The sequence below is a fragment of the Bradyrhizobium sp. USDA 4486 genome (assembly GCF_054057995.1).
In genome coordinates, this window is record NZ_JBSRZV010000001.1 from 4,475,078 (window position 1) to 4,496,226 (window position 21,149).

The following is a 21,149-nucleotide window of genomic DNA, read 5'->3' on the forward strand; positions in this document are numbered from 1 at the left end:
GGATGTCCGCGATAACAGCAATGCTCTCTCGGGCGGTGATACTGTGCATGTCCGGGGCCGCCGCTCTCTGGGCAGCGCTGACCCTGCTCAGGCCGGACGATTCTGTTCGGATGAACGCGATTGCCACGCGTATCATCGCGGGCGAACCGTTCGCCGCACCGACCCTCGAGTCTCTCGAATTGGATGCGGTCGACCGGCGACATCCTTGCCACGCGCTAGAGATGCGCAGCGTCGTGATCGTACGACTTCGACTCTATGAGAACGCGGTCGAGGCATCTGATGCTGCGGCGGCCGATGCGCGACTGAAGCAATTGCGTAACTCCATCGATCTAGCGCTGAGCTGCGTACCGACCGAATCGTTTCTGTGGTTCATGCGCTACTGGACCGCGACCGTCGCCGCCGACGGATCGCCGAGGCTGCTCGAAAACCTGAAGCGCTCTTATGCTCTCGGCCCGTTCGAAGGCTGGATCGCGGCAAGGCGGAACGTCTTTGCGCTTGCTGTGTACGATGTGCTTCCTCCTGATGTTCAGGGACAGGTTCGTAGCGAGTTCGCCGCGCTGGTCTCGTCGGGATTGCTCAACGATGCAGTTCGCAGTCTCGTGGGTCCGGGATGGCGCCTGCGCGATGTGCTCCTGGCTGAGCTCGAGCGATCGAGCCTCGCCATGCGCCAGTATCTCTCCAACATGCTCCACTCCGAGGGTGTCGACGTGGATATCCCGGGCGTGGAACGAAAGCTCTCCCGAGGCTGGCGATGAGCCTTATGATCCGCAGAGCGATGAGCGAATGGAGTTGGCGCCGGACTTCGGGATCGCGGCCCGCCGATCCACCATTGGTCTGCTTTGGCGCACTGGGATTCGCCTTGCTGCTCATTGGATCCCACGACGCCTGCGCACAGATCGCGTTCGGAGAGCAGCGACTCTCGGTCGCGATTACGGGAGCAACAACCTCCGGAAAAACACCTGAGCTGAAGCCGCTGCCCGGGCTCTCGACAACCATATTGCCGCCGCCGCATCTGGATCCCAGCGGCAAACCTTGCGTGAGCGTGACAGCATTTTCGCGCAAGCAGACTGGAAACCCCAACATCTATGACCAGATCCTGCTGCTGGAAAATCGCTGCGGCGCCGAAATCCGCCTGAGGGCCTGCTACCGCGACACCAATGATTGTACCGAAATGTCTGTAGGCGGCTACAAGCGGGTCGAAAAGATTCTCGGAATATTCCCTTCGCAGTTTTTTCGGTTTACCTACAGAGAATACGTGAAATAGCGGCCTGATCCGGGACTAAGGCGTGACAATGATCAAAAATCGCACAGCGCTCCCGTTTCCAAGTGAGGGATGATTGCCTGGGTGGGCGGCACACTCGAGGCGCCGACGGAGTGCGGACGAGCCGACACGGCTTGCGCGCCGCAGTCTCGTCATTGCGCTTCCCGTGTTGATGCTTGCCGCGCTGTTCTCCGTCACCAAGAAAGACGCGCCGCCCCTTGCCATTCCAGATGCGATGCAGGCGAACTTGGAACACTACGCCGTCAAGTGGAACGCCAGCATCAACTATAGCGCTGTGGGAGTGACATTCGGAATCGAGAGGGGCTTTTTCGACCGTGCGGGTCTGACGCTCGCAGTCCAGGACGGCACCAGCGACGCTGACACCGCAGCATCAGTGGCCGGCGACGATCACATGATTGGCCAAGTGTCCGCCAGCGGCTTCCTGCGCGCGCGATCAGCCGGATTAGACGTCGTGGCATTCGCCGCGTCATACATCGTCAATTCGACCGAGATCTACACATTGCGACTAACGAAGATTGAGTCACCCGGCGACCTCTCCGGAAAGGCAATCGCGTACGACCCCGCAGCTGACTCGAACTCTATCTTCGACGCGCTCGTCAGACGGAATGGAATTCCGCGATCCGGCCTCATCATTGTCGAGACGCAGGAGCTTGCCTCGCGTCTCATTCGAGGGGACGTGGATGTCATTGTCGGCAAGTGGGAGAAGGATGGACTGGACTTAAAGGAGTCCGGCATCCGTTTCCAAGCCGTCAGCCCCGACGCGTTTGGCATCCATTCCCTGGGTTCGGTCTACATCGCGTCTTCGAAGCTGATTACTGGGCATCCTGAAGTTCTTGAGCATTTCCTTGTCGGCCTATTTGCTGCGTGGGACGCGGCTTATCAGGACTACGGGCAGCTTGCCGCCATGAGCGACCGGAGAGCCTTCGGTAATGCGGACGTCGCTCGCATTGGCGAAGCCATGGACCGACAGCGACAATTCCTGAGACCGCTCGGCACCCGTATGGGCGAACTGGACGCCACGCGCCTGCGCGAGATGCAGAATCTATTGCTGACCCAGCGCGCGATGGTCAAGGCTCTCGACCTGTACGCAGCCGCAAACTTCACCCTGGTTCGGGAAATCTACCGCCAAAGACTAAAAGCCCTGGAAAAGAATTATGACGGCAGGACCGGACGCGCAAATTAATAGCCGACCCGAAATGCGTGCAAAGGCGTCAATGCCGCAAAGCTTCGCGTATTTTGCCGCGTTGCTTCTCTGCACGATCGTGGCGCTCGCGCCTTTGCCGTTTGGTTCCGTCTCCATCGGGGCCATTGCCGTTGAGGTGATCGGCCTTAGCGTAGTGCTCGCCTGCGCGAGTTGTCGTGAGCTTGTCGCACGTGACAGAAAGATCATTGCCGGGTTCGCGCTGTTCGCCGGTTGCTGGGCCGCCGTAGTTACCATACAGCTGTTGCCGAGCGGTGGAGAGCGCTTTGGCTTGAGCAATCCCGCCTGGCGCGAGGCGAGCCGTCTTCTTGAAATGCAATTGCCCGACTATGTAACGGCGGTGCGGCATCAGCCGCTGCTGTCGGCCGGCTCCCAGATAGCGTGTGCGACCGCACTCCTCAGCGGCTATCTGGTCGGGCGAGACGCCTCGTCGGCCGCACTTGTCTTCCGAGTATTTGCGATCTCGGGACTGATCTACGCAGTTTTCGGGATTGTTATGGCGTTCTTCGCGCCACATTGCGTGCTCTGGCTTGAGAAGGCCGCCTATCGGGATGTTCTGACCGGCACGTTCATCAATGCTAACACCGCCGCGATTTACTTTGGCGCCTGTTCGCTCGCCTGGTTTCTGTTGATGACCGATGACGTGAAGAGGTACTCCAACCTGCGGGCGGTTCTGGTTTATTTGCCCCGTCAGACGGTCGCGTGCCTGACCGCTTTCCTCGTCACCCTATCAGCTACTTTCATGACGGGATCCCGCGCGGGATCCGGGCTGGCCTTGCTCGTTATTAGCACTGCCGCCGCGGTGACCTATCGGCACCACGTGAAGACTTGGTTCGCGATGGGCGCGGGGCTGCTTTGGGGGATCGGTATCTTTGCGGGAACTGTCGTTCTACTGGGTGGTCGGGTCAGCGACCGATTTGACACCTCGGGTTTCACCGACGAGGGGCGGCTCAGCTCTTACGCGTCTACGCTTAAAATCCTTCATGACTATCCTTGGCTCGGCACAGGCCTCGGAACGTTCGTTTGGGTTTTTCCCTCCTACCGAAGCGACAGCGCCCCCATCGTCGGAGTCTGGGACCGCGCGCACAACACCGCATTGGAGATTGCCTCAGAGATGGGCATCCCGTTCCTCGTCATGGTCGCGCTTGCGTGGCTGGCGATCTTCACCGTCCTTTTCATGGGTATGGTTAAGCGCAAGCGCGACCGGATTTTTCCGATCTTCGCCTTCTGGACGGGCTGCCTGACGATTCTGCACTGCCAGATCGACTTTTCCTTGCAAATTCCCGGGCTCTCGATCCCAATCTTGAGCTTGATCGGCGTCGGCCTTTCCCAATCGGCGCCTAGCGGACATTGGCGAAGAATGTGCCCCCCGCTAGACTCTCGAATGAAAAGACAATAGATTGAACCAGTTGGCTGAAATTAGGATTTTCGAGAATGATTTGCCGACCTGCAAGTTGCGGCGCAAGGTCGCTTTTTTTTGCGTCCGTCCTGCTAAGCTTGGTTTCGCAAGGCTCAACTGGTGCATTCGGGGCCTGTAGTCCCGGTACTGCGTCGCTGCAAATGATCGAAGAATTCACGAGTAGCCCGTCCTCATTGCTCAATGGTCCGTCGGGCCCGCGCACCGGCGGAGAGGTGACGAAGGACGTTCGCGATCTCGTCGTTAGTGATCCGGCGACGCTGCCGTTGATCATCACGCTGCTGAAAGCGGAGCCACTGCCGAGTCCCGATCTGCAGCGCGCGATGGGCACGGGCTTGGGCCTTGCAGCCAACATGTGCATTCGCCCCGATCCGACTTTCGCCGCCGAGATTCAAACGCAGCTCGCGGTCACCAGTTCAACGGACGCAAAACAGCAATATGCTGCCGTCACCGGAAACCAACTAATCGGGTCCGTCGGTGGTGGCGCAGGCGGCGTATCCAGCGGCAGCAGCGGCGGTCAAGCCAATCCCCTTGCCACCGTCTCATCTTCCTCCGGAACTCCGCAAACGTTCGTGGCAAACGGCGTCTCGACCCCGGCGACCAACTTCTTCACGGTAAGCGCAACTGGCGCTTCGTCGATCTCGACTACGACGAACAACACGACCACTAGCGTCAGTCCATCGACGCAATAAGTATCGTCGCATTCCTTCAAGCACGTGAGAGCTGATCCAAACAGGTGAGGCTCGGCCAGCAACGCTCGCAAAGCTCGTGCTGAGCCCCGCTCAATTGGTGATGTGAACGTCAGATCAGCGGCGCTGGATTTTAGACACCTCGTCTGTAGCACATCTCATAGCGTCCATTGATAGCGACAGCTCACCATATATGAATAGCATTGTCCTCAAAGTAGGTAGTCGGCCGCAAAGTTTACTTACGTCGGTTGCAGGTTGAAAAGCTTGGCGGTGTGGATCTTTTAAGCCGAGAGGCCGAGCCTAAAAAACACTCCTGCCTGCCGAACAAGAGTCATCAGGGCAGGATAGAGGCCTTGCACCTGCCTTAACGACGAGACCTGGATCAAACAAAGGCTGCGCAACTATCTCGGATTTCCGGCTCTTCCTCGCGGTGCCGCGGACAGTTGCAGCTCGTTCAGTGCTCGGCTCCCGAAGCCCGGCTCGACGCGGCACTATGAGCAGTAAGCAACCCTTATTTCGGCGAAGAGACGTTCGTTCCGATCAGCCCCTCAACATGGACGATGAACTATCCGCTCTTTGCACCAGACCTGCCGGTGGCGGGGCCGCAGGCCCCCTGGATGATGCATTTCTTTTCGGCTGATTGCATTGGCCTTCAGTCGGCGCTGGTGCAATTTTAGGTCAGGCATCGTCCCGCCAGCGACAAGATCGCGCGAGGCCAATCTGACCGAGCAAGGCGCGCGGCCTCAGCGACCGCTCAGCCCAGCTATTGCCTTGAATTGATCTTCAGGATTTGGGCGTTGTTCGCAGTGACGATGGTATCGTTGGCGGTCGCCACGATCAGGCGCACGAACTGCAGGAACTTTGCTGTGTCGTAGGTTGCGGCATTTGCAGCGAACAGCACGTCCTTGTCACGCATGTCGAACTTGGTCGCCAGGAAGAAGCCGGCGGGATCTCGGAAATCGACATTGTAGACAACCGGGACCAGCGGGCCGACGTACTTCGAGCAGTCCACACCCAATCGCTCGGCGAGCTCCCTGGGTTCACGGCGGTAAACGAAGACACCTGCTGGCTCGGCCTGCGCATCAAGCAATCCGCCCGCCTTGGCCATGGCTTGCGCCATGGTGATCTTCCACATGTCGAATGGGAATTGCCCCTGCTGTCCCGCCGCGCCGAACGCCAGGAAAATCTGAGGTTCGCGGTAGACGTAGATGGTGTCGCCTGGGTGGACCCACACGTTGTTGTCGGGCTGGTACACGAGAGCACCGAACGGCACCGTTGCCCGCTTGCCATTGCGCTCGAGCGTGACCCAGGTCTCCCAGCCCTGCCCCTTCGGGCCGCCGGCGCGGCTGATCACGTCCAGCACACGCTCGCCAGCGGCGTTCGCTTGCAGGCGGGCCGGCGTGTTGACTTCGCCCAGCACGCTGATGAGCGACGTGTTTTGCGTGATCAAGGCGACCACGACCTGCGGCTCGATGGCTCGATTACCGATCGCCTTGACGATGTCCTGCTGAATCTCGCTGGGCGTACGACCGGCCGCCTTGACGGCGCCGGCATACGGCACCGTGATGTTGCCGGCGGTATCGACGTTCTGATTTGGAATCTGGACGAAGTTGCCGGGCCTGACGCCCGCTTCAGCGGGGATGAAGAGACCGCCGGCGGCCGCTTCGAAGATCGTCACCGAAACGACGTCGCCAATACCAAATTTGATGCTGCGCGGGGGTGACTTGTCGGGGAAGGTGCCGGCCAGTGCGCCCGGACCATATTCCTTCAGAATGTCGACGACGGTCGGCGTGAGCTTGACGAGCCCGTACTCAGGCCCCGCCTTCGTCACCTCGCTCTTGATGACGTGGTCCTCGGGACCAGAGCTGGGCATGATCGCGCAACCTGTCGAACACAGCAGAACGACCGAAAGCAATGCCGATAAAGTAATGCTGGATCTCACGCCCAACCCCAATGGTAATCCGGGCCGAGAAGTGGGCTGAATCCTCAACAGAGTCAACGTAATCCCTATCGATCTGCTTTAATTGGATTGAGGTTGTTGCGCCGCAGCTACATCGGCAACGCCGCACAGGTGACCGTCATCGCGCTCAGACCAAAGTTGCCTAAGCGCAGCCCGTTTTTTGCCTGTTATGTGGTCAGTACGCGTTACCCCGGCGGGTAACCTCGAGGCAGGTGAGCATCAAAATCTTCAGGTCGAGCGCGAGACTCCAGTTGTTGATGTACCAGAGATCGCAATCCACCCGGCCTTTCATTTGCTCGACCCTTGCGGTCTCGCCGCGATATCCGCGAACTTGCGCCCAGCCAGTTATTCCTGGCTTCACGTGATGCCTGAATGCGTACTCCGCCAGCAGGTCACCGTAATGGTTGTCGTGCGCCAACGCATGCGGCCGAGGTCCGACCAGCGACATCTCGCCCGTGAGGACGTTCAAGAGCTGGGGGACCTCGTCGATGCTCGAACGCCGCAGAACACGCCCGACGCGGGTCACGCGAGGATCGAAGCGCTTGGCCTGAATCACCGCGGCCCCGTCTTCCATCACGGTCATGGTGCGAAACTTGAAAATCGAAAACTGCTTGGCATTGAAGCCGTTGCGGCGCTGGCGGAAGAAAATGGGGCCGGCAGAATCGAGCTTGATGGCGATGGCGCTCAAAATCATGAGCGGCGCCAGAATGATCAGACCGAGCGATGCGCCGACTATGTCGACCACTCGTTTCGAAAACTGTTCTGCACGCGACAGCGGCCCGCGCTGGATTTCGATCGACAAGGATCGACGCAGGCGATAGGACGGATTCTCAGCCAGCGCACGAATTCGCCTGTCTGGCACCAACTGCACCGGGAGAGGCGACACCCTCAGGCGGTCCCGCACCAATTCGAGCTTACGCGTATCGGTCCACGGCAACGCCAACACGATTTCGTCGACCGCCGACTCGCGGCCAATTGCCAGCGCGCGATCGAGCAACGACGATTCTTCTTCGGTCATCGCAAATCCGCCGTTGCGATCCGATGAAAAGACGACGCGCGCCATCTCGGTCAAACCGAAGCGTTCAAGCAATTCTTCGACCCCAAGGGCGGCAAGTTCTTCCCGGGTCCCGATGACGATGGCACGCCTGCCCTGCACCTGGCCGTCAGCGACAGCAGCTGCGACGAATCGTTTCGAAAAGCGGCGGCAGGCCAAAAGCAACGCCAGCGCAAGCAAGCCGAAGCAGATGATTGAGCCGCGCGAGAACACCGCCCCCATCTTCATGAGAAACGCCAGCAGGGTCAGCAGCAAGCTGACCATGGCCCATTGCGCATAAATGCGCCCGGCGTCCCGCCTTCGCCTCGAGAACGCGACGCGCAAATCGTAGAAGCCGCTAGACTGACCGATTAATACGTAGAGCAAGGCGGCAGTAAGACCTGCACCAAGCAACTGGTCTGCGTTCCTGAAATCCCCGGTTGTAAGAAGCTGATAAAGCCCGCCGCCTACAACGGCAGCGAACGTAATCAGGGATGCGTCGACCAGCGCCAGCAAATATTGCAGAGCGGAATAAGGGATCTTTACGCGCCCCCCTCCCGAACTCGTTTCTGGCAAAGCTTGATCTTGCATGGGGAGGGTCTCCATGGCCACGCGCTCCGCTAGCCCACGCCCGCGTACGTTTCGCTTTGGGGGCATGAAGAGCGCCTCCCGCAAGAAGGTCGTAACGTGAGATTAACCACAGGTTAGAAACAACATTTTTTGCTGCAATGCAATAAGATTGCGCAGCCTAATGCATCAAGTTCGTATGATAAGAATAGTGCCAAATTCATCATCAGCTCGTCAAGACCAAGGGTCCGTTCGAGCGTTAGTCGGAAGCCCTCAAGATGCTCCGCGCATTGCTTCTCGTGGTCGCGATCGCGCTCCCGTGCTCTGCATTCGCTGACTCAACGCGATTGCCCCGAAGTTGCGTGCCGGGTGCAGATCCAGAGCAGCGTCAGCGCTGCGACGATGCGGCTTCACGCCAACTGAACTCATCGAGCCAATCGACGCCTCTCGATGGAGGTTGGCGGTTGGTCAAGACACAGAATCTAAATGGCGATGCGGATATCGTCGCAATCATGCGCACGGCCGACACAGCAAAATCCGACCTGAATCTGGCCGGATTGAGCCTACGTTGTGGCGGAGACAGGACGGAAGTGATGCTGACCCTGCTGGAACAGCAGCCTCGCGCAAGCCATCCCAAGGTCACCCTGGCCGCCGGATCCGATCGCGTTCAACTCGAGGCATCGGTCAACCAAAGCGCAGAATCGATCGTCCTGCCGCCGAGCGCCTCCACGCTCGCTGCGGGCCCTTGGCAGACATTCCCGGAGCTCACGGTCGAGATCGCGACGACGCCGACACCCACTCGCGGCACCATTCCTCTTGCGGGGCTCGCCAATGCGATGCGAGCGCTGCGATCAAGCTGCGCGCATCGCTAGATGGCGGCCTTGTCAAGCTTCACGGATTCTTAAGGAACCAGGTGAAAAGGTGGTCGCCGGGAGACAAAAATGGTTCCGGTCGCCTTATTTTCATTTCTGGTCGGTGCGGTGCTCGCATGGCGCTTTCGCGTCTGGATACTCGTGCCAGTTACTCTGCTCGCGGCCATAGCGGCCACACTGCTCGCGCTGTTGCATGGCGAGGATTTCGCGTCGACATTGTCGCAGGCCTTTTTGGCCGGCGCGCTCACACAAATCGGCTACGGCTTCGGCTTGGTCGGCCGTCACGTCCTCGCCGTATTGAGAACGCCGTCTGCGACGAGATCGCGCACTGCGGCCGTCGCTCTGTTGTACAGGCAGCGGCCAAACCGCTGATCATTCCGTTCGGGCGGTGCGCTGCCCTCCGCACGTCTAGACGCGCAACGGACATCCGCAGAGTCGCATCCGAAAGGGATCTGATCCGCGTATTTGGCACACCTCGCTCGATGTGCGATAAGCACCGGCCATAGCGTCTGCCCGACTCTCGCACGAAGAATTTTCGCTTGCAGATTTCCGTTCGCCTTTTGATCATCGTGCTGGCTGCATGCCCCGCGCTGGCAACCATTCGTATCTCCCTGGTCGAGCAGCTCGTTTCTGCTGCAGCTGCAATGATTCTCGTATGCGCAGCCACGAGAGACCAGGCCGAGATATCCGGTGCAGCTCGGTTCATAAGTCCGCTGGCGCTCTCGCTCGCCTTGCCCGCTTTATGGATGATCTTCCAGATGACGCCCCTTCCCTTTCCTGCGCTCGTCAATCCAATTTGGAGGATGACGACCGTAGCCCTTGGCGAGCCCGTCGCCGGAAGAATCAGCATTTCACCGGACGACACACTACGAAGCCTTATGGTTTACCTGGCCATGCTCTCGCTTTGTATTTCTACGGTGATTGTCACGCGAGACCGGCACCGGGCTGAAACGCTGTTCTATGCATTGAGTACGGTAACGACCTTCATGTCGGCGATGGTGCTGATCTCGCGCTTTGGAGGCGTTCCCGGCCTGATCCCGTCGAGGGACGGCGCAGCTTCCGCCTTCGCTGCAGCGGGTGCACTGTCGGTCCTCATGAACGCAGCCACGATCATCATGATGATCGGAAGGAATTGGGGCAGCGGCGTAGCGCAAGGCGTGTCAACGACAGTGCTGGTCCAATTCGCACTCGTTCTCGTTGGGCTCGGCGTCTCACTCGCCGCCTTGGCCAGTCTTGCTTCCATTGGTCTGACGACAGCAGTGGCCCTGGGAGTTGTCTCACTCATCCTCGTGGCCGCGAGCCGCCATCTTGAGCTCGGATGGTGGCCCGCGCTCGTTCTATTCGCGATCGTCACGGCGATCGTGGCCGCAACAGCGATGACGCGCCTTCAGGGGATAGCGTCGTGGACGATCGTTGATTTGGCGCAGGCGGCAAACGTAGCGCAGCGTTCAATGGCGCAGCGCCTGATGGCGGACGCGCCGCAACTCGGCAATGGGGTCGGAACGTTCCAGTCGCTCGAGCCCGTCTATCGCGATTTCGAAGCAACGCCGGTTATCGAACTGCCATCCGCCGCGGCCACAATGGCAATCGAGTGGGGCAAACCGGCGTTGGCTTTCATCGTCCTGATGGTTGCCTATGTCTTTGTCGTGATGTTCCGAGGGGCCGTTCGGCGCCGACGCGACTCGCGTTATGCTTCCACGGCCGCTGCCGGCCTGATTGTCCTGCTTTGCGAGGCGTTCCTCGACAGCGGTCTCCTGAATGCCGCCGTTCAGATCCTCGCAACCATCACGATCGGGATCGGAGTGGCGCAGAGCATCGGCCGCACGAGCGCCGCAACTAAGGCTCATACCCGACGCGAAGCGATCGTGGCCCACAATCTGTTGTGATCTGGCGTCTGAATTCGAACCCAGCGATAGGGTGCGCGGGACCAGGGCTTGATACTCGGGCTCAAATTGTCGAGCACGAGATCGCCATTCTTCGTGCGAACGACGAGAACGAGATGATGCTCCCCGGAAATGGTGACCACCTCGCTCAGGAGCAGAGCGCGGGCCGGCCAACCCTGAGCCAGGAGTTGATGGCGCTTCGTGACCGCATAGTCGTTGCAATCACCACGATCCGGACCGATCAGCCAAGTCTCGCCGGCTAGTCCAAGCTCGTTGCGCTCAGGGATGATGTCCCTGTTGACCGCTCGATTGACTTCGTTGAGCTGGTCCCATCGCTCGGCCGTCAGCTTCACCGGACCGCCGCGGAACATTGGGCGCTTGCGACATTCATCGACATATCGAGCACAGAATTGCGTGTACGCGAACGGAGCCAACGCATTGGCTTCGAATTTGATGTGCTGGATAGCCGACTGCAGTCCCATCGGCATCCCCAATAGACCAGCTTGAACCGGCTGAAACCCGAGGGCGATCGCGGCGGCCCCCATGACCACCCAGGCTGAAATCTTACGCATGCTTGACTCCCCACAACACTCTTGAGGAGCACGCTAGATGGAACGATTTGAGATTCTGCGCCGTTCGACCGATCAAATGGAATCAAACGGTCTCGTTCTTCGACACGAGTCATTTACCAATCCCCACTGCAAGCTCGAGACGAACCGAAATCGAGAAAATACTCGCGGTCGTCGCCCATCGAAGACTCGGCGCCAATTCGGCCGGGCTTTGGAATGCGGTAACCCTGACGAATTCTGCTGCCGCGCTTTCGAGACGGATCGCGACCCGTCAACAAGCCGACTATGCAACCCGGAGCGCGCGTAGGAACCTCGTCTTCCCCGCGGGGAGGCGGCCATTTGGCGAGTGTGCGTTAACGGTTCCCATGCGAGCAAAACTATAGGACACAGTTCTTTTTCGGCGCGCGCATCGGTTGGTGGCTCGAACGGGCGGCTCACACTAGCGCGACGTTGCGGCGCGCAGCGATCGTGCAAGTCAAGACTACGACTGCCAGGCAAAATACGGGGCTGGCGGTTTCCGATTAATGGCTGGTTGTTTCTACCGATCAGAACCCATCGATAGACTTCGCGCGATAGAGACGTCTTCGGCCCTACACATCCAGCGCGATCAAATATCCGGCCGGCTCGACCAACGTGTCCGACACGAAGCTCTATACGACGGTCAATGGACAGGCCGTCCTCGCCAGCGACACCGTAGTGCATGCCGACAAGACCAAGGACGTCTATCTCTCGAACATCACCCGCAAGACCTACGTCGCCGAGCACGACGTCTACAACGCCGCCGGCGTGCTCACCAGCGCTGTGCGCACCCATGCCGACGCCACCCGCGACTTCACTTACACTCTGGGCCATCGAACTGGACCCGACCCAACTCAAGGCAGGGACCAGCCAACTCGACCAGTTCGTCTTCCCTGCAGCGGCGGCCGATGGCGGGAGCGTCAACACCTACAAGGGTACAATCCCGGTCGGAGCCCACTTCGCCCTGCCAACCGACCTTGATGTCGAGCACGCTGGTCTGACGCCGGAGGGCTTGGCGGTTGCGAGAGCCTATCAGCAGTATGGAGGCTACGTGGTGGACGCCGCCGGACACACCGCCTCTATCGCCATGGTCGAGGAAGCGACCACTCAGCAGCTGGCCGATTTACGCCACGACGCCGCTTGGATCCGCGATCATCTGGTGATGGTGTAGGGCCGCTAAACGCGAATGAAGACCGGGCGAACATCAAGCTCATGGCCGGCGATGCATGCTTGTCGCCGCCGGCCAGACACGCGGATCACGGCACGAACAGACCGGAAAACCGCCCCCGGTAGATGCCCGCAAGATAGCGCCAGATTGATTGCCCATCGGCTCGAGAATGAGACGTTTGGCGCACTTCCCGCCCTTTCCGATACCCTCTATAGGACCAGCTCATACCACTTGGGCACAATTGCTTACTGAATCTGTTTAGTATGGGAGGTACGGTCGCGTTATCCGAATCGTATTACCTGCAGGCGTTACAGGTCCCCAAGTCGCTATGATCAAATGGCCCCGTTCGAAGGCGCAAATGCCGAAGCCGAGGTTGCCGAATGGCATCCGCATCTATGCGATCAGCGACGTCCACGGATGCGCCAATCTTCTCGAGCAGATGTTTACGGTCATCGACAAGGATCTCACGACGATCGGCTCGATGCGGCCGATCCATGTCTTTCTCGGCGACTACATCGATCGTGGCCCGGATTCGTACCGCACCATCGAACTTTTGATCGAACGAGGCCGCAAGCATGAGTCGGTGTTTCTCAAGGGCAATCACGAGGAGTTCCTGCTGGATGTCCTGAAAGACCCCGCCCAGTTCGATCAATGGAAGCAGTTCGGCGGCCTGCAGACGCTGGCGTCCTACGGCCTCAAACCCTCTCTCAACCCCAGCGCAGCGGAACAAGCCGAACTCATCCAGGAGCTGTCAGCAAGAATTCCGCTTCATCAGCATCGATTCTTTCAAGGTCTGCGCCCTCGCTTTGTCTGCGGGGACTTCTTCTTCGTTCACGCCGGCGTCAGACCGGGCGTCCCGCTGGCACGTCAGCAGGAGCACGACCTCCTCTGGATCCGAGAGGAATTTCTACGAAGCGAAGCCTTTTTCGGCAAATACGTCGTCCATGGACACACACCGGTTCAGGAGCCCGATATCCGTCCTAACCGGATCAATATCGACACGGGCGCCTATGCAACCGGCAATTTGACGTTGTTGACTATTCAAGGGCATAGTCTCCTGGCGCTTTGAGCGCAATGCTCGGCCATGGGTTCGTCGATGCTCTTCCGGATCAGCCTGATTGCCTTGTCGCTGCTCGTAGGATGCTACGGCTTCGTCTCTGGCGCCGCGGAATTGGCTGCGAGTGCGCGGCCCGTTTTTCCTGACGATCCCAAGCTGTCGGTACAGCTGCACGAAGCTCCCGGTTGGCCCGGTGGCATTCCCTTCAGATCGGACCTCGAAAGCAATCACACGCTCATCGAAGCACTACATGCCATTCGGGATGGAAAAATCTCTCCGAGGAACGATCATGCCCGATTGCGCGTCATATCGGCCCTGTCCGTAACGCCGTATGACGCCGAGTTATGGCTGACCCTAGCCCTTCTCGAAGCCCAACGTGACCCCAGTGGTCCGGCGGTGGTCGGCGCGCTCAGGATGGCCTACATCACGGGGGCGAATGATGCTCGTTTGATGCCGCTGCGGCTTTATACCGCGACCTCTGCCGATGCACTTTTCGATCTTGAGCTTGCGGACCTCGCGCGAGGCGACGTGCGCCTGATGTTGACGCGCCGCCCGGAATTGAGGGCGACGCTCGTTAGGGCCTACCGGCAAGCCTCCAAGCAGGGCAAAGTCTTCCTGGAGCAAGCCGTGCAGGCGGTCGACCCCTCCTTTGTCGGCGCGCTACGCAGCTAGAAGTTTGTCCGTTTATTGCACGATACCCGGCTGTCCAGAGACCAACTTGCCGGTTCGGACGAGAACGTTTAAGATTGTCCCAATTGGGGAAATACAGCCATGCGATCTCTTTTCGGATTTCTCGCCCTTGCGACGAGCCTGACCGCCGTCGCCTCACCGTCTCTCGCCGCCGACTACGCCGTTCCGCCAGTCGCCGTTCGTCACGCTACGGCTGTTCCCTATATCGATCGCGGCCCCAACCCTTATTGCGGTCCGCGCTGCGGCTGCCCGATCGTGGTCCATGTCCGGCATCGTTCGCTCGGACAGGCATATTCCTACGCTTTTGATCCGCGAACCCGGGACGAGCCTCACTACTACTACGGTCGCGTTCGCACATACGCGCGCTATGCAAATCCCGCATTCCCGGAGCGCGTGCTTCAATACTAAGGCGCGCAGATTCGCTGCCTGAGCGCAGACGCCGGTTGAGGCGCTATCAGGGCTCCGATTTGCCGTTGGCTTCAATGGCTGCGGTGCAGTCTAGCTAATTTGCGCCGGTGGGTGGCCTGAACTCCGGAAAGCGGCTCAGCATTGCCGCCTTCAGGAATTTGAAGTGCGCGATTGAGGAGCCCAGCTCCTTGAGCCTGCGCTGCCCGTTCAGGATCTCCTTGTCGAAGAGATCCTGATGGTGATTGTCCAGGTCTTCGCGCTCCAGATACTCGTCATCGCCATTGCCGAACGTCACGGCAGCCCGCGCGAGCACGTCTTCCACGCGGCGGCTCAGGCCTGACTGCTCACGCTCGGCAGCGTGCAGCGCATCTTCGATCGCTGTCATGATGGCCCCGATCCGGGAGCGATCCGTTTCCATGTCGCGTTCGGGCGAACGTGCACGAAACTCCTGCTCTCCCCGGCTATGGCCTCTCAAGAAGTTGTGGGTGCGACCCCGCAAGAACAGCTGGAACATGCGTTCATTTTCCGATTGGAAGCGCCAGACCAGAAAATGGGTCCGGATAGTTAATAAAGCCTAAAGCCTGGCCCGTTCACCACGGTTCTGCACCAACCACGCCTTCCAGGCTCCGTCGTGCTTGGCGTACAGCTCCTGCCAACGCCGCTCGCCGGCTGCCGGCCACGGGACCTTCCCGTCGCGGAGAACTTGGCCCTCGGATAGGTCGGCAACCGGTTTGCTGTCCAGCCGTTCGAACTCGAAGGTCTCTTCAAGGGTCAGCCCAATCAAAACTCGTCGCCCGCCCGCATCCACGCAATATCGCCGCGGTGCATTGTTCCTCAGATCAGTCATGACGCGCCGCCCCTTCCCAGATCCACGGTCCGCTTAGCGTGCCAAGCCGGCAGCCATAGGCCCACACGCGGGCGCCGCCCAGTCGCTCCGTACGGATGCTGTCATCACGCTAGCTGTCTTCCAGTTGTCTAGTCTCAAAATGCTCGCCGCGCGGCCGGCCGGGATGTCGGCGCGCGATAGGGCGCGTAAAGTTGGCGCATGTGCTTGCGCTTGCGCGAACGCCAGGCACGCGCGAGATAGCCAACTCCGAAGCCGGCGAAGAAGATCAAGCCTACGATCAAGACCGATGTCATTGGGAAATCTTTCCATTTGCGGAACGTTTCCTTGTCCCAGACGCAGGATTCTCATCCTTCAGATTTGTCGACATCATGATGAGCTCTGCTGATTTCGTTCTCACGCGCGAGAAATGTTGGGCAGCCATCTGCTTAAGGATCGATCATCCGCATGCAGTCAGCCGACGAACCACAGGATCAATCTCAGCAGCAATAGCGTGATGAAATAGACCCAGCCGGCCATCGCGATCAGCACAACACTGAAGAACGCGCCTTCGAATGCCCGTTCCTTGATCTTGGTGAGAGGCAGCGTCGTCCAAGCTTTTTGAAGCATCTGCGTGTTCGCATTGTTGTTTGCACGATCATAAGCGAATGAATTCGACGATCTCGTGACGCGTCCTCATGAGATGAGGTGCAGGACTCCATCGAGGGAGAATTCACCGGGGATGACGTTGCATGCGCCCATCATGAGTTGATCGATTGTGAACCAGAGTTGACACGAGCGTCACGATTTCGCGCGCGATGATTCGCTTCGTCTCGATCAGCACGATGTTGCAAGGCGTGAGTGCGAGCGAGAAATGTATCTCGCCGCGAGCAAGCTAGCGCGGAGCTATCGGCGCGAAATCCGCAGCCTGTCGGTCGGCTCCCGACCGCCCGAGAAACACAAAGAAGCCCTTGTCCGTCGAGACGATGTCGCCCGGCTGCAGCGTGTCATCGCTCAGCACCCGTTCAGTGGCGATCTTCTCCGGCGGATCTGACACGAACGTTCGCAACGGCGCATTTTGCCGCCACTCCCGTCGTGCCTGCTCAGCCCGCGAGCGAGCTTGCTCGATCCGGCGCTTCCAATCTTGACGGGAAATATGACTATCGGGGGATGCGACGGGATCACTAGCCTGGCTTTCGGCCATCGAACCAGTCGTTGATATCCCGTCGCCGGCCCAAGCTTGACCGCACGACGCATGGATCGTCACGACCAACGCAATCATGGCGCCGAAATCTGGTCTCATAGCGAGCATTGCGATGGTCTGACTATTCGAACCGCAGAGTAGTTCATCGGGGCGACTGTGTCAGCAACGACCGGTAGAGAGCCAACAGAGCAAAGACGGCGAGGCCTGGAACATCAACTCGCGCTTCGAACTCGACAGCAGCCATCTCTTGAATCCAGTTCGCACAAACCAGTTCTGCGGAAGCCATAATGGAAGCATCCTCGGTTTCAGCCACTTGTCCGTAAGCCGCCGTCACTGACGAAAAACTCCCGTGGTTATACGTAGATCCGGCACCAGCTTCGTAGCGGTAAGGTTGAGAGGTTAGCTTAATTCCCAGTCTTTGTTGCGCGTTTCGGCGGATCGCATATCCATCGTCGTACCGGGCTTCCCCCAAGGCCCGGCCCCACCCAAGCAAAGCCGCTGAGCGAACATGGGTCCGCTTGGCGGCTTTGTCGTCGTATCGATGTGAGAGGGTAGTTTCGATTATGGCGCGCAAGCCCTGGTCATTCAAGGAAGACCGCCGCCTCATGCAATTGGCCAAGTCTTCGACTTCGCTGGAAGATGCAGCAAAACAGCTCGGGCGATCGCCCGACGCAATCAAGCGGATGGCCTTGCGCCTCGGCCTTTCACTCAAGTCGAAGGCAGCGAAGAAAGGCTAGCTAGCAGCTGGCGAAGGCCGCCTGAGTCGCTTGGGGAATCACGCCCCGTTCTTCGCGCTGTTTCGGCAAGATCTGCCGAGAAGCGGGGACTCCGCTGTGACACATTAGTTCACTGTCGCGGCATCGATCTGGCTAGCCCTTAACGTTGCATTCGTGGTGCTGCGCCTTTGTGTCACGCGGCCCGTCGGCCAAGGTATCCACGCTCAGATAGTGATCGAAGTGATTTGAGAGACGTGGACCGGCAGCACTCGAGGGCACGACACAAAAGGCTGTGCTTGTTTGCCTAGGAACAGCAGGTTGACGATGCGGCTCGAAAGCAGCCGCCTGCAAGGAAGCGCCTTTATCTGACGAATCCGAGCTGGCACGGCAAATGCTTCGAGTGGTGCCATGCTGGCGCTGCTCTTCGTATTGGCTATTTTTGCGGCTGGGTTTGCCGCGGGTTACGCCATTCGCGAGCTGCGTTCACGGCGGCGCCGACGCAGGTTCAGGCGAATTGCCTCCTGAACGGGCGTGACGCAAGGGTCATGATGTTGACACACGTTCCTCGATGAGCATTCTGCGGACGGGGACAAAGTTCCGGTCATCCCAGGCAAATTCATGTGATCGCGAGTCATCGGAAGTCCGCAAAACTGCCTTATGAATGTTGACCAGCACCGGTATCGGACACGCAAGTGCTCCGATGGTGGTTCTCTCGCATGTTCGAAATCATACTCCTGGCTGCCATCGTGGCAATTTCGTTCGCGGCTGGTTATGGCACGCGATCCGTCATCTCGCAGAGGCGTCGTACGAAATACCTCAAGTTGAAGCCTTATGTGCGCCCCTCCAAGTCGTCCGAGCCTCCACAATTCCTGATCCGTCCCCACGGGGGAAATGTCGCTCAGATGCCGAGGGTTGCATCAAACGGCCGTCGTAGCGGCTGATCCTGGCAGGTTGTTCCGGTCCAGCCCTCGCCTGATGAAGGTTGGCGCATCCGTTGTTGCGAAGCGTCGGTGAGCACTCTCGTCGGACGGAGAGGCGCGGCCTCCTTAACGATAGCAAAGGGTTTCGCGGCACCAGCTCGCAAAATTGCGATATGGTGCTGACATGTTTCGGAACCCCTAGTTGCGGCCACTGGCATCTGCCTCGCGCTGATAACTTACGCCACCCTGGCGAAATTGGCAGGTCGCCCCGTGCTTGTCAGCCATCACGAAGCCTATTGGATCGTCGTCGTCGAGCGGTTCAGCGCTTATGGGCTGCTGGGCTTTCTCTTGTCTTTTTTGCTGCCTGGACGCTTCCGCCTGGCTTGCATGCTCGTGTTGTCCGTCGCAATCGGGCTCGAGGTTCTGCAGGCTCTGACGCCCGATCGCGATCCGGCCCTGGTGGATGTGCTGCAGAAGGCAGCAGGCGGAACAGTCGGCGTCCTGTTTGCTCAGACGATTCTTGCCTTTTTGCCCAGAGCTCCATCGTAGACACGTTCTGCACGCTCTGCTCAAAGCTCGCAGCATGACGCAGATTGGCAAACTGCGGCTTCTGATCCACAATGCACACACCCCGTTTAGAGGATTTGAACGATGGCCGGTAAACTTCATGTGCTCCTGGGTGGAGCTTTGCTCATTGCCACATCGCACTCGGCAATCGCCCAAGGCACTTATCCGAGCGGTGTGCGCAGCGGCTACACCGGCACTATGTCGAGTTCACCCACCCCGATGACTAGCGCTACGGGTGCATCCCCCTCTCCGACACCGTCGACTCGAAACCTGGGAACCGGCCAAGGACGTACCGAGGGCGCGATGGGACTTTCGCCGCAATTGCAGAAAGAGTTAGGAATTGGCCGTCAACAGTAGGCCTGTTGCCAGTTGCGCCGGAATGCGTGTTGCGTCCGGCCCTCCAGATTGATCGAGAATGCCTACAACTGACCGGCGACATCGATCAAGCCCGCCAGCCAGAGATAACAGGTGCTTCATGCTGCGTCCGACAATCAACTCCAGCGTGATGTATTGCTGAATAAATCTCGCCGACGATCGCACTGGCGCCCGGTTCTGGGATCGCTTACACGACTCCGCGCCTGCCGAGGAACTCGTGCGGTGTCAGGAGTTCGGCCATCTGCCGATGCGTGGCCTGGAGCGCCTCGATGGCGCCGTCGAGATCGAAATCAGACTCGCGGACGGAGGCGAAGAACTTGGCTGTCAACGCCAGATCCAGTTTGACGCGCGTCGTTCCGTCGCGGCTCTTGCGACGGTCAAGTGACAGGTGAATGGCTCTCAACCGGGCTTCACTGCTGCCGCAGTCGCACAGTCTTCCGAGTTCGTCATAAGTCATCCAGATCTGAGGCATGTTTTCCACCACTGTTATCTGGCTTCAGATTTAGATTCCACGTCTAAAGGCACGGTTGCTTCGGCGCGGCCCCAGCGTCTTTTCGAGGCAACAGCGTCAATGCAATACTAAGATGCGGGAGACCTGGGTGGTCCGGGGAAGTGGCGCGGCCGGGACCGGCTGTCGAGCCCCCTGGGCAACTTGTCATTGAGCTTCACGACCCCGCGCCGCCCCTCGACGGCAGGTTGATCTTCCTGGCTGTAGATCAACGTCGCCTCGAACATCACGTCGGGCGCTTGCCTCGCTGTTCCGGAGCAGGTCGCCATCGCCCCACTGCACACGCCGGAGAGCTCGACCTCGACCTCGTCGTGCCCGAACACGGTCGGCGGGCCATCGGCATACCGCTTGGTGGTCAGGAGGGCGGTGAAGCGCTGCTCGTCGACGCGATAGGATCCGCCATAGGTGAAGAAGCTGTCACTGCCCGAGATCCGCCCTTCGGCCAGATGTACGACGCCGGTGCCCTGGCCACGTGGGGTTCTGAACCAGGCAGCGTATTTGCCGTCTCTCAGCATGAAAAACATCCGTCGCAATTCCATGCGTATTTGCGACGAACTCTGGGGCGCGACAATGACCGATGCGACGAGCATTTCGCCACGGTTAATGCCCCGCAAAGCGAACCCGTCAAATTGCTGGCGGCGCGCGCAAAGGCGCGACGGCCGACGTCAGAACAATTCTATGCCGTCATCCGCGGCCTCAACCGCGTTGACCCTGCGCGTGGCGGCGACACGGAAGCTCGGCGAGCGCGAGGAGGAGATCATCCTGCGACTCGCACTCGCGGTCGAATACCGCGACAACGACACCGGCGAGCACACGCTGCGGGTCGCCCGGTACAGCCGCATCATCGCCGAGCAGCTCGGCCTGCCGGCCCGGCTCTGCCGCGACATCTACTTGGCCGCGCCCCTGCATGACGTCGGCACGGTCGCCATCCCCGACAACATCCTCCTCAAGCCTGGCCGGCTGACCGACGAGGAGATGGCGGTGATCCGGACCCATGCGACGATCGGCGAGAGGATCCTGGCGGACTCCAGCTGCGAGCTGATCCAGCTCGGGGCGCAAATTGCGGCAGGCTATCACGAGCGCTGGGACGAGGTCGTCGAGATCGCCGCCGGGCAACAGGCGACGCCATATCAGACCGAGGCGATACTCTTGCCTATTATAGAGTGTGCGGCGGAGAGCCGTCCGGCCATCCCGGCGGCCTGATATATCCATTCGGCCAACA

Annotated in this window: 23 protein-coding genes and 1 pseudogene; 15 read left to right on the plus strand and 9 right to left on the minus strand. The window is 59.5% G+C overall.

Annotation, left to right across the window (positions count from 1 at the left end; translation table 11 throughout):
- The first annotated feature begins 47 nt into the window (after window positions 1–47).
- The 5 genes from ACVWY3_RS21710 to ACVWY3_RS21730 all read left to right on the plus strand — a co-directional run bounded on the left by ACVWY3_RS21710 (window position 48) and on the right by ACVWY3_RS21730 (window position 4,592).
- Window positions 48–755 carry a hypothetical protein gene (locus ACVWY3_RS21710; protein ID WP_456840305.1) on the plus strand — a complete coding sequence of 236 codons (708 nt, stop codon included), beginning with the start codon at window positions 48–50 and terminating at the stop codon, window positions 753–755.
- Entirely contained in the window at window positions 752–1,264 is a 513-nt protein-coding gene (locus tag ACVWY3_RS21715) for a hypothetical protein (RefSeq protein ID WP_456840306.1), read from the plus strand. Before ACVWY3_RS21710 ends, ACVWY3_RS21715 begins: the two co-directional genes overlap by 4 nt.
- Before the next feature lie 169 nt (window positions 1,265–1,433).
- Window positions 1,434–2,465, plus strand: coding sequence for an ABC transporter substrate-binding protein (locus tag ACVWY3_RS21720; RefSeq protein ID WP_456843419.1), 1,032 nt, complete (start codon window positions 1,434–1,436; stop codon window positions 2,463–2,465).
- Window positions 2,437–3,882, plus strand: coding sequence for an O-antigen ligase family protein (locus tag ACVWY3_RS21725; RefSeq protein WP_456840307.1), 1,446 nt, complete (start codon window positions 2,437–2,439; stop codon window positions 3,880–3,882). The genes ACVWY3_RS21720 and ACVWY3_RS21725 overlap by 29 nt, the downstream gene beginning before the upstream one ends.
- Before the next feature lie 161 nt (window positions 3,883–4,043).
- The gene (locus ACVWY3_RS21730; RefSeq protein ID WP_456840308.1) at window positions 4,044–4,592 is read left to right on the plus strand and encodes a hypothetical protein; all 549 of its coding nucleotides are present in this window, start codon (window positions 4,044–4,046) and stop codon (window positions 4,590–4,592) included.
- Between the two features lie 760 nt (window positions 4,593–5,352).
- On the opposite strand, the gene ACVWY3_RS21735 is transcribed toward ACVWY3_RS21730, so the two are convergent.
- Window positions 5,353–6,543, minus strand: coding sequence for a polysaccharide biosynthesis/export family protein (locus ACVWY3_RS21735; protein ID WP_456840309.1), 1,191 nt, complete (start codon window positions 6,541–6,543; stop codon window positions 5,353–5,355).
- Between the two features lie 181 nt (window positions 6,544–6,724).
- A complete protein-coding gene (locus tag ACVWY3_RS21740) occupies window positions 6,725–8,173 on the minus strand; it encodes an undecaprenyl-phosphate glucose phosphotransferase (RefSeq protein ID WP_456840310.1) in 1,449 nt (482 codons plus the stop codon).
- Window positions 8,174–8,613: 440 nt separating this feature from the next.
- Here ACVWY3_RS21740 and ACVWY3_RS21745 point away from each other — a divergent pair, with 440 nt between their 5' ends.
- From ACVWY3_RS21745 to ACVWY3_RS21755, 3 genes are all read left to right on the plus strand, one after another.
- A complete protein-coding gene (locus tag ACVWY3_RS21745; protein ID WP_456840311.1) occupies window positions 8,614–9,021 on the plus strand; it encodes a hypothetical protein in 408 nt (135 codons plus the stop codon).
- Between the two features lie 69 nt (window positions 9,022–9,090).
- A complete protein-coding gene (locus ACVWY3_RS21750) occupies window positions 9,091–9,393 on the plus strand; it encodes a hypothetical protein (protein WP_456840312.1) in 303 nt (100 codons plus the stop codon).
- A gap of 167 nt (window positions 9,394–9,560) precedes the next feature.
- Window positions 9,561–10,907, plus strand: coding sequence for a hypothetical protein (locus ACVWY3_RS21755; protein WP_456840313.1), 1,347 nt, complete (start codon window positions 9,561–9,563; stop codon window positions 10,905–10,907).
- On the opposite strand, the gene ACVWY3_RS21760 is transcribed toward ACVWY3_RS21755, so the two are convergent.
- Window positions 10,865–11,476, minus strand: a complete 612-nt coding sequence (locus ACVWY3_RS21760) for a transglutaminase-like cysteine peptidase (protein WP_456840314.1) — start codon at window positions 11,474–11,476, stop codon at window positions 10,865–10,867. The two genes, ACVWY3_RS21755 and ACVWY3_RS21760, sit on opposite strands and share 43 nt — an antisense overlap.
- 808 nt (window positions 11,477–12,284) lie before the next feature.
- Here ACVWY3_RS21760 and ACVWY3_RS21765 point away from each other — a divergent pair.
- The 4 genes from ACVWY3_RS21765 (at window position 12,285) to ACVWY3_RS21780 (ending at window position 14,814) form a co-directional block, all read left to right on the plus strand.
- Window positions 12,285–12,662, plus strand: a complete 378-nt coding sequence (locus tag ACVWY3_RS21765) for a hypothetical protein (protein ID WP_456840315.1) — start codon at window positions 12,285–12,287, stop codon at window positions 12,660–12,662.
- Between the two features lie 355 nt (window positions 12,663–13,017).
- A complete protein-coding gene (locus ACVWY3_RS21770; RefSeq protein WP_456840316.1) occupies window positions 13,018–13,728 on the plus strand; it encodes a metallophosphoesterase family protein in 711 nt (236 codons plus the stop codon).
- 15 nt (window positions 13,729–13,743) lie between these two features.
- A complete protein-coding gene (locus ACVWY3_RS21775; protein ID WP_456840317.1) occupies window positions 13,744–14,388 on the plus strand; it encodes a hypothetical protein in 645 nt (214 codons plus the stop codon).
- 99 nt (window positions 14,389–14,487) lie between these two features.
- On the plus strand, window positions 14,488–14,814 hold the full coding sequence (locus ACVWY3_RS21780; protein ID WP_456840318.1) for a hypothetical protein: 327 nt from the start codon (window positions 14,488–14,490) through the stop codon (window positions 14,812–14,814).
- Window positions 14,815–14,908: 94 nt separating this feature from the next.
- Here ACVWY3_RS21780 and ACVWY3_RS21785 read toward each other — a convergent pair whose 3' ends face one another.
- The 4 genes from ACVWY3_RS21785 to ACVWY3_RS21800 all read right to left on the minus strand — a co-directional run bounded on the left by ACVWY3_RS21785 (window position 14,909) and on the right by ACVWY3_RS21800 (window position 16,919).
- Window positions 14,909–15,328: a hypothetical protein gene (locus tag ACVWY3_RS21785; RefSeq protein ID WP_456840319.1), complete on the minus strand. Its 420-nt coding sequence runs from the start codon at window positions 15,326–15,328 to the stop codon at window positions 14,909–14,911.
- A 60-nt stretch (window positions 15,329–15,388) separates the two neighbouring features.
- Window positions 15,389–15,661, minus strand: a complete 273-nt coding sequence (locus ACVWY3_RS21790) for a hypothetical protein (protein WP_456840320.1) — start codon at window positions 15,659–15,661, stop codon at window positions 15,389–15,391.
- A gap of 450 nt (window positions 15,662–16,111) precedes the next feature.
- Entirely contained in the window at window positions 16,112–16,267 is a 156-nt protein-coding gene (locus ACVWY3_RS21795; RefSeq protein ID WP_456840321.1) for a hypothetical protein, read from the minus strand.
- A gap of 265 nt (window positions 16,268–16,532) precedes the next feature.
- Window positions 16,533–16,919: a hypothetical protein gene (locus ACVWY3_RS21800; RefSeq protein WP_456840322.1), complete on the minus strand. Its 387-nt coding sequence runs from the start codon at window positions 16,917–16,919 to the stop codon at window positions 16,533–16,535.
- 485 nt (window positions 16,920–17,404) lie between these two features.
- Here ACVWY3_RS21800 and ACVWY3_RS21805 point away from each other — a divergent pair, with 485 nt between their 5' ends.
- The gene (locus ACVWY3_RS21805) at window positions 17,405–17,578 is read left to right on the plus strand and encodes a hypothetical protein (RefSeq protein ID WP_456840323.1); all 174 of its coding nucleotides are present in this window, start codon (window positions 17,405–17,407) and stop codon (window positions 17,576–17,578) included.
- A 1,115-nt stretch (window positions 17,579–18,693) separates the two neighbouring features.
- The gene (locus tag ACVWY3_RS21810; protein WP_456843420.1) at window positions 18,694–19,026 is read left to right on the plus strand and encodes a VanZ family protein; all 333 of its coding nucleotides are present in this window, start codon (window positions 18,694–18,696) and stop codon (window positions 19,024–19,026) included.
- A 580-nt stretch (window positions 19,027–19,606) separates the two neighbouring features.
- On the opposite strand, the gene ACVWY3_RS21815 is transcribed toward ACVWY3_RS21810, so the two are convergent.
- The gene (locus ACVWY3_RS21815; RefSeq protein WP_456840324.1) at window positions 19,607–19,891 is read right to left on the minus strand and encodes a hypothetical protein; all 285 of its coding nucleotides are present in this window, start codon (window positions 19,889–19,891) and stop codon (window positions 19,607–19,609) included.
- Window positions 19,892–19,998: 107 nt separating this feature from the next.
- Complete coding sequence (locus tag ACVWY3_RS21820; protein WP_456840325.1) at window positions 19,999–20,442, minus strand: hypothetical protein; 444 nt, start codon at window positions 20,440–20,442, stop codon at window positions 19,999–20,001.
- Window positions 20,443–20,647: 205 nt separating this feature from the next.
- Here ACVWY3_RS21820 and ACVWY3_RS21825 point away from each other — a divergent pair.
- Window positions 20,648–21,130: pseudogene (locus ACVWY3_RS21825) on the plus strand (HD-GYP domain-containing protein); the annotation flags it as partial.
- Window positions 21,131–21,149 lie beyond the last annotated feature (19 nt).

Bases quoted from the DNA above. Each gene is read 5' to 3' on its own strand.
- ACVWY3_RS21770 (WP_456840316.1), top strand. From the start codon at position 13,018: ATGCCGAAGCCGAGGTTGCCGAATGGCATCCGCATCTATGCGATCAGC.
- ACVWY3_RS21820 (WP_456840325.1), bottom strand. From the start codon at position 20,442: ATGCTGAGAGACGGCAAATACGCTGCCTGGTTCAGAACCCCACGTGGC.
- ACVWY3_RS21765 (WP_456840315.1), top strand. From the start codon at position 12,285: ATGCCGACGCCACCCGCGACTTCACTTACACTCTGGGCCATCGAACTG.
- ACVWY3_RS21780 (WP_456840318.1), top strand. From the start codon at position 14,488: ATGCGATCTCTTTTCGGATTTCTCGCCCTTGCGACGAGCCTGACCGCC.
- ACVWY3_RS21800 (WP_456840322.1), bottom strand. From the start codon at position 16,919: ATGATTGCGTTGGTCGTGACGATCCATGCGTCGTGCGGTCAAGCTTGG.
- ACVWY3_RS21760 (WP_456840314.1), bottom strand. From the start codon at position 11,476: ATGCGTAAGATTTCAGCCTGGGTGGTCATGGGGGCCGCCGCGATCGCC.
- ACVWY3_RS21785 (WP_456840319.1), bottom strand. From the start codon at position 15,328: ATGTTCCAGCTGTTCTTGCGGGGTCGCACCCACAACTTCTTGAGAGGC.
- ACVWY3_RS21730 (WP_456840308.1), top strand. From the start codon at position 4,044: ATGATCGAAGAATTCACGAGTAGCCCGTCCTCATTGCTCAATGGTCCG.
- ACVWY3_RS21805 (WP_456840323.1), top strand. From the start codon at position 17,405: ATGGCGCGCAAGCCCTGGTCATTCAAGGAAGACCGCCGCCTCATGCAA.
- ACVWY3_RS21750 (WP_456840312.1), top strand. From the start codon at position 9,091: ATGGTTCCGGTCGCCTTATTTTCATTTCTGGTCGGTGCGGTGCTCGCA.
- ACVWY3_RS21710 (WP_456840305.1), top strand. From the start codon at position 48: ATGTCCGGGGCCGCCGCTCTCTGGGCAGCGCTGACCCTGCTCAGGCCG.
- ACVWY3_RS21740 (WP_456840310.1), bottom strand. From the start codon at position 8,173: ATGCAAGATCAAGCTTTGCCAGAAACGAGTTCGGGAGGGGGGCGCGTA.
- ACVWY3_RS21775 (WP_456840317.1), top strand. From the start codon at position 13,744: ATGGGTTCGTCGATGCTCTTCCGGATCAGCCTGATTGCCTTGTCGCTG.
- ACVWY3_RS21795 (WP_456840321.1), bottom strand. From the start codon at position 16,267: ATGCTTCAAAAAGCTTGGACGACGCTGCCTCTCACCAAGATCAAGGAA.
- ACVWY3_RS21720 (WP_456843419.1), top strand. From the start codon at position 1,434: ATGCTTGCCGCGCTGTTCTCCGTCACCAAGAAAGACGCGCCGCCCCTT.
- ACVWY3_RS21790 (WP_456840320.1), bottom strand. From the start codon at position 15,661: ATGACTGATCTGAGGAACAATGCACCGCGGCGATATTGCGTGGATGCG.
- ACVWY3_RS21715 (WP_456840306.1), top strand. From the start codon at position 752: ATGAGCCTTATGATCCGCAGAGCGATGAGCGAATGGAGTTGGCGCCGG.
- ACVWY3_RS21725 (WP_456840307.1), top strand. From the start codon at position 2,437: ATGACGGCAGGACCGGACGCGCAAATTAATAGCCGACCCGAAATGCGT.
- ACVWY3_RS21815 (WP_456840324.1), bottom strand. From the start codon at position 19,891: ATGCCTCAGATCTGGATGACTTATGACGAACTCGGAAGACTGTGCGAC.